At 43.5% G+C, this 11859-nt stretch carries 7 protein-coding genes, 1 tRNA gene and 1 rRNA gene; 3 read left to right on the forward strand and 6 right to left on the reverse strand.

Annotation, left to right across the window (positions count from 1 at the left end; genetic code table 11):
• Positions 1 to 1770: a PglL family O-oligosaccharyltransferase gene (locus OCU38_RS11210; protein WP_261823126.1), complete on the forward strand. Its 1770-nt coding sequence runs from the start codon at positions 1 to 3 to the stop codon at positions 1768 to 1770.
• Positions 1771 to 1798: 28 nt separating this feature from the next.
• Here OCU38_RS11210 and OCU38_RS11215 read toward each other — a convergent pair whose 3' ends face one another.
• The gene (locus OCU38_RS11215) at positions 1799 to 2908 is read right to left on the reverse strand and encodes a pyridoxal-phosphate-dependent aminotransferase family protein (protein ID WP_261823127.1); all 1110 of its coding nucleotides are present in this window, start codon (positions 2906 to 2908) and stop codon (positions 1799 to 1801) included.
• Between the two features lie 275 nt (positions 2909 to 3183).
• Between OCU38_RS11215 and lysC the strand changes: the two genes are divergently transcribed.
• On the forward strand, positions 3184 to 4536 hold the full coding sequence (lysC, locus tag OCU38_RS11220; RefSeq protein ID WP_261823128.1) for a lysine-sensitive aspartokinase 3: 1353 nt from the start codon (positions 3184 to 3186) through the stop codon (positions 4534 to 4536).
• Between the two features lie 75 nt (positions 4537 to 4611).
• Here the strand turns inward: lysC and metH are convergent, their stop codons facing one another.
• Positions 4612 to 8280 carry a methionine synthase gene (gene metH, locus OCU38_RS11225; RefSeq protein WP_261823129.1) on the reverse strand — a complete coding sequence of 1223 codons (3669 nt, stop codon included), beginning with the start codon at positions 8278 to 8280 and terminating at the stop codon, positions 4612 to 4614.
• Between the two features lie 184 nt (positions 8281 to 8464).
• Between metH and OCU38_RS11230 the strand changes: the two genes are divergently transcribed.
• Positions 8465 to 9763, forward strand: coding sequence for a cation:proton antiporter (locus OCU38_RS11230; protein ID WP_261823130.1), 1299 nt, complete (start codon positions 8465 to 8467; stop codon positions 9761 to 9763).
• A 70-nt stretch (positions 9764 to 9833) separates the two neighbouring features.
• On the opposite strand, the gene metA is transcribed toward OCU38_RS11230, so the two are convergent.
• From metA to rrf, 4 genes are all read right to left on the reverse strand, one after another.
• Entirely contained in the window at positions 9834 to 10775 is a 942-nt protein-coding gene (gene metA / locus OCU38_RS11235) for a homoserine O-acetyltransferase MetA (protein ID WP_261823131.1), read from the reverse strand.
• 97 nt (positions 10776 to 10872) lie between these two features.
• Positions 10873 to 11415 carry a hypothetical protein gene (locus tag OCU38_RS11240; protein ID WP_261823132.1) on the reverse strand — a complete coding sequence of 181 codons (543 nt, stop codon included), beginning with the start codon at positions 11413 to 11415 and terminating at the stop codon, positions 10873 to 10875.
• Between the two features lie 121 nt (positions 11416 to 11536).
• A tRNA-Asp gene (locus OCU38_RS11245) sits at positions 11537 to 11613 on the reverse strand.
• Positions 11614 to 11697: 84 nt separating this feature from the next.
• Positions 11698 to 11813, reverse strand: a 5S ribosomal RNA gene (gene rrf / locus OCU38_RS11250).
• Between the last annotated feature and the right edge of the window lie 46 nt (positions 11814 to 11859).

Here is an 11859-nt window from a genome sequence, read left to right on the forward strand (position 1 = left end):
ATGGCAACCCTGTTAACTACAGGTACATTACTTGAAAAAAAGACTCCTAAAGTACCGTTTAACAGGCGTTTTCTGCTGTTTATGGGGATTATCTTCCTCATCGCGACCCACTTCTTCTCCCCCAACCCTGGGGGAGCAGGATTAGCGCTATCTTTTAATCCTCCAGTGTGGGCGTTTTTGAGTATTGCACTTGGTATTGCCATGTATCAAACCGCCAATAATCGCGCCATCAAATACTCAAAAATGACCGTGGCTCTGTTTATCAGCTGTTTGTTGATGACCTTGCCCGTACTATTACCCAATGCCAATGTTGAGATTGTACTGCCAAGGTTAATCGGATTATGGGCCGGCTTTTTTCTGTTCCTATCTTTTCAGCAATTTAGATTTAGTAATGAAGAAAAGCAGCGACTACTGTGGTTTATTTTATTTTCGGTCGCCATTGAAGCGCTATTTGGTTGGGTGCAATACACATTACTGTCACCGGGTAATCCATTTGGATACGACACACTTAGAAATCGTCCTTATGGCATCTTTCAGCAACCTAATGTCATGGCTAGCTTCTTAGCCACAGGACTGGTGCTTTCTGGGTACTTACTCGCAAGACAGCCTCACGACAAATACTTAAAGTGGCGACAAAAAATCTCCTTCTTGTATGCCATTCCGCTACTGACAATCCCTTTATTGGTGGTGCTAGCTTCTAGAACCGGTTGGCTAGGCGCTATCATTGCGGTTGCTATGGTCTCGCCTTATCTGTATCGCTTTGCCTTGCGCTCACGAGCCATCATTTGGTCTGCTGCGGTTTTGATTGGACTCGCTATTGGTGTCGGCTTGACCTTCACGGGCAGCAGTCAGTCATTAATCAGCCAAAAAGCCGACCTAGAAAGTGCACGTGCTTATACCTTCCCGCAGGGGATTGATATGATTATCGAACGCCCTATTTCAGGTTATGGCTACGGAAAATTTGAATCGGCTTATATTGTCTATACCGCAAGACAGCACCAAATAAACCCTGACTATCCTGCTGGTTTACCTTCGATGGACCATCCGCACAATGAACTACTGATGTGGGGAATTGAAGGAGGCATAATACCTTTAGTCGGGATATTTCTGGCAATGGGGTTTGTGCTATACCGCTTGTATATGGTCAGGCATGGCACTCGCGTTGGCATCTTGGCACTCTTCATACCGATAGTGCTACATACGCAATTAGAATACCCCTTCTATCACTCTGCTATCCACTGGGTATCATTTATTGTTCTGCTGTATTGGGTCGATCAACGTACTGCACGTTATCGTCCACAAAGCTTTGGCCGCATGAGTAAAATGTTCCTACGCAGTGCCAGTTTGATATTACCTATATTAACCTGCGTCTACATGGTGACAGCGCTACAGACCAATTATGTTCTGACTCAATTTGAACATTCTAAGCCTAAAAATCCAGATATCTTAGATAGGGTGACAAACCCAATAGCATGGAAAGATCGTTACGAATGGGATATTAACAGCACCTTGTTAAACATCGGCATTGCCACCGATCAAAAGCAACATATTCAAGCCTATGTTGATTGGTCACTCCCGTTTATAAAAGACAAGCCACGCCCTGCGCTATACAAAAACTTAATACTGGCGTATTTAGCTCTAGACCAACAGCAGATGGCGAATGCAATTCGCAGTGAAGCGGAGTTTTTATTCCCTAAGGTGGACTTTAGCACTGTATCGTTACAGAGAATTAAGGTGAGTAAGGCGCAACCTACCACCAGCGACGAGTAATCCCTCACTGGTGGTTTAGCTCTCGTGGTTATAACACCTCTTTAAGTGCCTGCAAGCAAAGTGCGACATTTTCCTTGCGGGCGCCATAGCCCATCAAACCGATGCGCCATGCTTTTCCTGCTAAGTCTCCAAGCCCCGCGCCAATTTCCAGATTGTACTCATTCAATAGGCGTTGACGCACAGCGCCATCATCAACACCTTCTGGAATATAAATTGCGTTTAATTGTGGCAATCGATATTGCTCATCCACTACAAATCGAATACCCAGCTCAGATAACCCTTGTTTTAATATTTGATGAGCATCGGCATGACGTTGCCACGCTTGCTGTAACCCTTCCTCTTTTAATAACAATAAGGATTCATGCAGCGCGTACAAGCTATTCACTGGCGCTGTATGGTGGTACGCACGTTTACCTGCGCCACTCCAATACCCTAGCACTAAACTTTGATCTAAGAACCAGCTTTGTACTGGGTGAGTTCTCGATTCAATTTTTGCTAGCGCTTTTTCTGAAAAGGTCAAAGGGGACAATCCCGGAGTACAAGATAAGCATTTCTGGCTCCCTGAATACACTGCATCCAACTGCCATTCGTCAACTAATAGTGGTACGCCGCCTAGCGAAGTGACGGCATCAACAATCACCAGCATGTCTTTCTCTTTGGCTATTTTTGACAATGCTTGCGCGTCACTCAGAGCACCGGTTGATGTTTCGGCGTGCACAAACGCAACCGCTACCGCGTCAGGGTGTTCAGCAACAGCGCTTGCCAATTTAGTCGCTGATACCGGTGCGCCCCATTCATCGTCCACCACAACCGCAATACCACCACAACGCTCTACATTTTGTCGCATTCGTTCGCCAAACACACCATTGCGGCAAACAATCACCTTCTCTCCCGGTTCAACAAGGTTGACAAAACACGCTTCCATCCCTGCACTGCCCGGCGCCGAAATCGCGATGGTAAATTCATTTTCGGTTTGGAAGGCATATTTTAGTAGCGATTTAAGCTCATCCATCATGCCGATAAACAAAGGATCTAAATGTCCAATAGTTGGACGCGACAATGCTTGTAATACTTGAGGGTAAATATCTGAAGGACCAGGGCCAAGTAGAGTTCGTTTAGGAGGATTGAAGCTGCGCATAGTAAAGCCTTAATTTTAAATGAGAATAAACAGCTTATTGCATAAAAAACCAGCGTCAATAAGCAAAGCTCAGAAGTATGCGGTAGGTAAAAAAGCCAAGATCGGGATTAAGATATTGACATAATTTATACAAACCAGTTCAATGAAGAGAAGAGATAAATACCTCAGGGCAAGCTCTTATTATCAAATGTGTGATTAATAAAACGCATTTGAATCTCATACTGTTAACTCAGTATGGGTATTTGCACATTCTAAAGGACTAATGGAGAGATACAGTGAGCGCAATTAACGTTGCTAAATTTGGTGGCACCAGTGTGGCAAACTTCGAGGCGATGAGCCGATGTGTGACTATTGTAGAAAACAACCCTCAAACTAAACTGGTTGTAATTAGCGCCTGCTCTGGCGTAACCAATATTTTAGTTGAGCTTGCGAATGGTGTTACAGAACAAACCAAACGCGAACAACTTCTACAAACGTTAGTTGATATTCACTTCTCAATTATCAATCAGTTAAAACACCCAGAAAAAATCAACAATGAAATCAATGAAATACTGACCAAGATTTCTCAGTGTGCTGAAAGAGCGGTGAATGAACCGAGTGAACAACTCACCGACCAATTGGTCTCTTGTGGCGAGCTAATGTCGACGCATATCCTGTGTCAGTTAATGTGCGAAAAAGGCCACAATGCACAACGCTTTGATATCCGTACGGTAATGAAAACCACATCGGTATTTGGTAACGCTGAACCTCTACTGGATGAAATTAGTATTGCCGTACAAACGCACCTCGCGCCACTTTGCAAAGAGTCGATTGTTGTAACTCAAGGCTTTATTGGTTCAGACCTTAATAATAAAACTACAACTCTAGGCCGTGGCGGCAGTGACTATAGTGCTGCTCTTATTGCTGAAGCTATTTCAGCCTCTGGACTGGAAATTTGGACTGACGTACCTGGCATTTATACCACTGACCCACGTATTGCGCCGCAAGCGCATCCAATTAAAGAAATCAGTTTTGCTGAAGCGTCAGAAATGGCCAATTTTGGTGCTAAGATCTTACACCCATCCACTCTAGTACCTGCATTGAGACACAAGATTCCTGTGTTCGTAGGTTCTTCCAAAGAGCCTCAGCTAGGCGGAACTTGGGTTAAGCAAGAAGTCGAAAGCGCACCACTATTTAGAGCGGTGACACTGCGTGGTAATCAAACCATGATCACTTTAAAAAGCCTAAATATGTTCCAAGCCAGTGGCTTCTTAGCCAAAGTATTTACCATACTGGCGCAACATAAAGTCTCGGTTGATCTTATTACCACTTCAGAGATCAGTGTGTCATTGACTCTCGATCATACCAACACTCAAGGCGGCTCACCTAAACTGCCACCAGCGGCTCAACAAGAACTGGAAAAACTCTGTTCTGTGGTGGTTGAACATAATCTGAGTCTTGTGGCACTTATTGGTAACGAGATGGGACAAGCTAAAGGTGCGGCGAAGCAAATTTTTGGTACGCTGGAAGATTACAATCTACGTATGATCTGTTACGGCGCAAGTTGCCATAACCTGTGTTTCTTGCTGCATGAGTCTTATGCACGTAACGCAGTGCAGCACTTACATAGAGAGCTGTTTGAAGGCTAATGCTTGAAAGCTAGTTAAGCGAATAACGAACTATAAAAAATGGGGCTCTTTAGCCCCATTTTTGTTGTTTACTTGCTAGTTGTTCAGGTTTGGACCTAACCACTTCTCAGCTTCTAACCACTCCCAACCTTTACGCTCGGCATAGTCTTTGGCTTGATCTTCTTGGATCTGCGCAATCGCAAAGAAACGACTGTCAGGATGAGAGAAATACCAACCTGAAACAGAAGCACCCGGCCACATGGCGTAGCTGGTCGTGAGCGACATACCAATACGCTCTTCAACCTGCATTAAATCCCACAGAGGGCCTTTCTCTGTATGTTCAGGACATGCAGGATAACCCGGTGCAGGACGAATGCCTTGATACTTTTCACGAATAAGATCATCGTTACTCAATTGCTCATCAGGGCTGTATCCCCAAATTTTAGTACGCACTTCTTGGTGTAGATATTCTGCAAATGCTTCTGCTAAACGGTCGGCCACAGCTTGAATCATGATGGCATTATAATCATCACCCGCAGCTTTATAGTTATCCGCCAGTTCACGCTCACCAATGCCACCGGTCACAGCAAACGCACCAACCCAGTCTTTTACCCCACTCTCTTTCGGAGCAATATAGTCACTCAAACAGTAGTTAAATCCTTTCGGTTTTTTGGTTTGCTGACGAAGGTGACACAAGGTTTTAGCCACTGTAGTACGAGACTCATCGGTATAAACTTCAATATCATCACCCACGCTATTGGCAGGGAATAATTGACAAATACCATTGGCTTTTAGCAGACCTTCTCGCTCCACTCTATCTAATAGATCATTGGCATCTTTAAACAAACGACGAGCTTCTTCACCTACTTCTTCATGATCGAGAATGGCAGGGTATTTACCCATCAATGTCCAAGTCATAAAGAAAGGAGTCCAGTCGATATATTCACGTAACACCGACACGCTCATATCTTTAAGGATGACAGGCTCTAACTGCTTAGGCGCAGGAGGAACATAAGACGACCAATCAATATCGACCTTATTTTCACGCGCTTTTGCGATTGTGGTTGGCGCTGTCTTAGGACGCTTTCTCGCATGTTGGTCACGAACACGTTCGTAATCCAAATCCAATTTTTCAATAAATGCTGGTTTCAGCTGATCAGACAATAATGCAGAACAGACACCCACCGCACGAGAAGCGTTGTTCACGTATACCACAGGCTCAGAATAGTTTTGTTCAATCTTCACCGCGGTATGCGCTTTAGAGGTGGTTGCGCCACCAATCAGTAGCGGCAGTTTAAACCCTTGGCGCTCCATCTCTTTGGCTACGTATACCATCTCATCTAATGATGGCGTGATAAGCCCAGAGAGACCGATAATATCAACGTTTTCTTCTTTGGCGACCTTCAAGATTTTATCACAAGGCACCATTACCCCAAGATCGATGATCTCGTAGTTATTACACTGCAGTACTACGCCAACAATGTTTTTACCAATATCGTGCACGTCACCTTTAACGGTGGCTAATAGTATTTTACCGTTGGTTTGACCGACTTCTTTGAGTGCATCGATAAACGGTTCTAAGTGACCAACAGCTTGCTTCATTACACGAGCAGATTTTACAACCTGAGGTAAGAACATCTTACCCTCACCAAACAAGTCACCGACGACGTTCATGCCATCCATTAGAGGGCCTTCAATCACCTCTAGTGGTTTACTGGCTTTAACTCGCGCCTCTTCTGTGTCTTCAATAATAAATTCAGTGATGCCTTTAACCAGCGCATGTTCAAGGCGTTTTTCAACTGGCCAGCCACGCCATTCTAGCGCCGTACCATCATCTTTAGGTCCAACACCGTTTTCACGGTATTCATCCGCAATATCAAGCAATCGTTCAGTACCATCTGGACGACGGTTAAGAACAACGTCTTCTACCGCTTCACGCAGTTTATCTGGAACGTTATCGTAAACCTCTAGCTGACCTGCGTTTACGATACCCATATCCATACCGTTCTTGAAACAGTGGTATAGGAAAACCGCATGGATGGCTTCACGCACGTAGTTGTTACCACGGAAAGAGAAGGAAACGTTAGACACCCCTCCCGAAATCATCGCATGCGGAAGCGTACGCTTAATATCGGCGACCGCTTCGATAAAGTCGACCGCATAGTTATTGTGCTCATCAATGCCGGTTGCTACCGCAAAGATATTGGGGTCAAAAATGATGTCTTCAGCAGGGAAGCCAACTTCATCAACCAAAATATTGTAGGCATTAGTACAAATCTCGACTTTACGCTCGCGTGTATCGGCTTGGCCTACTTCATCGAAAGCCATCACGATAACCGCTGCGCCATAACGACGAATCAGCTTAGCTTGAGCAACAAATTTTTCTTTGCCTTCCTTCATAGAGATTGAGTTCACAATCCCCTTGCCTTGAATACATTTTAGACCGGCTTCGATAACCTCCCACTTAGAGGAGTCGACCATGATAGGCACTTTAGAAATTTCGGGTTCTGACGCACAAAGATTCAAGAAGCGAACCATACAGGCTTCAGCATCAAGCATCCCTTCATCCATATTGATATCGATGATCTGAGCGCCGTTTTCTACCTGCTGACGAGCAACATCTAACGCTTCTTCATAAAGCTCTTCTCTTATTAGACGTTTGAAGCGAGCGGAACCGGTAACGTTGGTTCGTTCACCAACGTTCATAAACAGTGATTCTTTTTCTATAGAGAGCGGTTCTAAACCAGATAAGCGACAAGCAGGTTTGATATCAGGCAGTGCGCGAGGAGCCGCTTTTTCTACGGCGTCTGCCATAGCTCTAATGTGCTCTGGCGTAGTACCACAACAGCCACCAACAAGGTTTAGAAATCCTGAATCAGCCCATTCTTGAATGTGCTCTGCCATATCTTCAGCAGAAAGATCGTACTCACCAAAGGCATTCGGTAGACCGGCATTCGGGTGAACCGATACAAAAGTTTCTGAAATGCGAGACAGCTCTTCCACATACGGGCGAAGCTCATCTGGGCCTAATGCACAGTTCAAACCAAAAGAAATCGGGTTTACATGACGTAGAGAGTTATAAAACGCTTCCGTTGTTTGTCCTGAAAGGGTACGACCTGAGGCATCGGTAATAGTCCCTGAGATCATCACAGGCAATGTCTGGCCGATTTCATCAAATACAGTTTCAACAGCAAAGGCACACGCTTTGGCATTGAGAGTATCGAAGACGGTTTCGATAAGAATAAGGTCTGAGCCACCTTTGATTAACGCTAAAGTAGATTCTTTATAAGCGATAACCAACTCATCAAAGCTCACATTACGAAAGCCTGGATCGTTAACATCTGGAGAGATAGAACAAGTTCGGTTAGTTGGACCTAAAACACCCGCTACATACCTAGGTCGATGAGGCGTCTTTTTCGTCCATTCGTCTGCTGCTTCACGAGCCAGTTTTGCCGCCACATAGTTAATTTCTTCACTCAACTCCTCCATATCGTAATCCGCCATCGCAATGGTGGTTGAGTTGAAGGTGTTCGTTTCTAGAATATCCGCGCCGGCTTCTAAATAATCACTGTGGATCTGCTTAATCAACTGCGGCTGAGACAGAACAAGTAAGTCATTATTTCCTTTTAAATCGCAATGCCAATCGGCAAAGCGTTCACCCCGATAGTCTTCTTCTTCTAGTTTCAGGTTTTGGATCATGGTGCCCATGCCACCATCGATCAAAAGAATATGCTTCTTTAATTGGGCTTCTATCTGTTCTCTCATACTGCATCCTGCTCAGACGTGCTATTACTAACTTATTAATAACATCCTATCACAGAAAAATTAGATTTCTAGACGTCTAAAGTATGCATATTAACGCTATGATGCACTAGTAAGATGAGTTTTATTTGATATCACTATTAATTTGTCTCACAGTGTTGGGACTTGCGAAACTTAGGAGAAAGGAATGGACGCCTACCATACGCTATCTTTTTTAGCTGCTGGCGCGGTATTTATCGCATTTATAAACAGCAAAATTGGGAAGATGCAAACCACGATAGCCATTACCGCTGGGGCGATGTTGCTTTCGTTGGCGCTTATCATTGCAGGTCAAGCTGGATGGTTTAAGTTATCCCACGTAGCCCGAGAAACTATCGCATCGATTAATTTCGAAGACTTCCTGCTAAAAGGAATCCTTGGCTTTCTGCTCTTCGCTGGCGGTTTAGGTATTCAACTTAATCATTTAAAAGATCAAAAATGGGAAATTTCGTTTCTAGCGTTAGCCGCTACATTGTTTTCCACTTTTGCGATTGGATTTTCTTTACACGCTATCTTTGCTTTAATCGGTTTTAACTTTGACCTGATTTATTGTTTGCTCTTTGGCGCACTGATCTCGCCAACCGATCCAATTGCGGTATTAGCCATCGTAAAGAAGTTACAAGCCCCGACGCGTATTTCTACGCAAATAGAAGGCGAATCACTGTTTAATGATGGCTTTGGCTTAGTCATATTTGTCACTATTTTTAGTATTGCTTTTGGTAGCGACACCCCTACGTTTAGTTCTGTTTCGGTTCTATTCCTCCAAGAAGCGATTGGTGGTATTGCCTACGGTTTTGTTTTAGGCCTTGTATTCCATAAGCTCATCAGCTTAACCGATGACCATTCAATGGAACTACTACTGACTCTAATCATACCGTCCGCTGGATATGCATTGGCTGAATCACTGGGAGTATCCGGCCCGCTGTCTATGGTGGTATCGGGAATTATCATTGGTAACTGGACTCGTAAATCCGGTTTTACCGAAGAGAGTCATCGTCACTTAGACCACTTCTGGGAATTGATTGATGAGTTTTTAAATGGGGTGCTCTTCCTGCTTATCGGTATGTCGATGTTGCTGTTTGAGTTCCATAAAGAAGATTGGATCATGATGATTGTAGCTGTACCACTGGTGTTATTAGTACGCTACATCAGCATTAAGCTCTCTTATACCTGCTTTAGTCGTTTTAGAGACTACAACCCTATGTCTGTGAAAATTCTCACTTGGGGCGGTTTAAGAGGTGGGTTGGCACTGGCAATGGCACTATCAATACCCGCAGGGATTATGGTAATCCCTGAGAAAAATATCGACGTAAAAGAGATCATTATCGTGATGACCTATGCGGCTGTGATGTTCTCGATTCTAGTACAAGGGATGACGATTACACCATTGATCGAAAAGGCTAAACGTTTAGAGCCTGCCGCTACACAAGAAAACGAAAGTAAATAATTTTCCCATCAAATAGACAAAAGGCATACCACTCAAAGGTATGCCTTTTTGTTTTTAACTAAGCCTATATCTATTCGTCGATAGTAAAGTTCTTCTCTGAGAACTTATCCAAATCATAAGGCGTCTGCTGGTACACACAGTAATTAAGCCAGTTACTAAATAATAAATGTCCGTGACTACGCCAAGTAGCATGTGGGTCATTGCTAGGATCATCATCAGGATAGTAATTTACTGGGATTTGTGGCTCCATGCCTTCGCCACAATCTCGAACATACTCAGTATGCAGCGTGTGTGACTCATACTCAGGATGTCCCGTCACAAATACATTACGCTTGTCTTGCGTTGCTGCTAAATAGACTCCAGCTTCTTTAGAGGTGGCTAGAATGTCTAAGTCTGTATTCTCTGCTAGATAATCAGATGAAAAGTCAGCATAACGAGAGTGAGGTGCTAAGAAGCAATCATCAAAGCCTCTTAATAGTGGATGGTAAGCATTGTGCGTCTCATGGCTGTATACGCCTGATAGCTTTTCTTTACGTGTTCTTTTAGGTAAGTCATAGAGCAGCTTTAATCCTGCTTGTGCAGCCCAGCACACATACAAGGTTGAAGTAACGTGCTCTTTTGCCCAAGACATGATGGTTTTGAGGTGATCCCAGTAGAATACATCCTCAAACTGAACTAAACCTAATGGCGCGCCAGTGATGATAAGCCCATCGAAGTTGCGCTCTTTAACCGCTTCAAATTGTCGATAGAAGTTATCTAAATGCTCTGTTGGAGTGTTTCTACTCGGTCTGTTATCGATACGAAGTAATTCAATATCAACCTGCAGTGGGCTATTCGATAGTAGACGTAAAAACTGGGTTTCAGTCTCTATTTTCTTTGGCATCAGATTTAAGATCAGTACGCGCAATGGACGAATCATTTGCGTCGATGCACGAGTTTCTGACATGACAAAGATGCTTTCGCCTCTGAGTATATCTGTTGCAGGTAATTGATCGGGAACTCGAATAGGCAAAACTTAACTCCTCTAAGCATCTAGACGTCTATACGTTTCTACATTTAGACTACTGCAATATAGAGGAGGTGTCGAGTACGAATATGCAATCTAAGTGTTAATCACGTGACCACTGATACTCAGAAGGTTGCCCGAGCTGTTCAAAGTACTGCGAATGTAGTTGTTTAAATTGATCTTTTTTAATATCAGCAATATTCCACTCAGCAAAATCAATGCTTAATTTTTGCCCATCAAAATCAATGATCGCATTGTTCAAATGAGAAGTTACTACGCTAAAGATCATCTCATTACGATCTTTACAGTTAAACGTAATGGTTTGAATTGGCTTTTGATTCAGTTGTAGCTGCCCTTGTTTCGAGTCAGAACAAGTCTGGAAGCTTGCGAGATGCAATACCAACTTATTGTTCATAGTGGTATACACAGAGACCTCTGTGGAGGGAAATAAATAGACTTTACGCAACAGTAATTGATGAGTGTCACTGGTACGGGCTATCTGTACACCGCTATTTATAAGAGGGAAACCAAGCCACTGCCAGTCATAGCCTTTATCTTTATAAGTGAGTAAGCCAAACAAACTAGCAAAGGCAACTAAAGAACAAATAGAAAATAAAAGGACGACTAATATAAATAACTTTTTCATCGATTTAGATAACCATTTATTTCTTCTTAATTATGATTAAAGAATACCATCAAAGAGAAGAGTTGATGAAATACTATAGACGAAAAAAAGCCCTAGCATTTCTGCTAGGGCTTCTTATTAGTGGCGGAGTGGACGGGACTCGAACCCGCGACCCCCGGCGTGACAGGCCGGTATTCTAACCAACTGAACTACCACTCCGCACCAATTTGTTACTAAACAAGGTCTTATAAATGCCTTATCCAGTTTTTGTCTCTAGATATAAAATCTAAAAACTTAATTAAAGCCTGGCGATGTCCTACTCTCACATGGGGAAGCCCCACACTACCATCGGCGCTATTGTGTTTCACTTCTGAGTTCGGCATGGAATCAGGTGGGTCCACAATGCTATGGTCGCCAAGCAAATTTTGCTTTACTTTCAGCTTTTTAAAAAAGCTAAAGGTAAAA

This window comes from Vibrio neonatus (assembly GCF_024346975.1).
GTDB classification, from domain to species: Bacteria; Pseudomonadota; Gammaproteobacteria; order Enterobacterales; family Vibrionaceae; genus Vibrio; species Vibrio neonatus.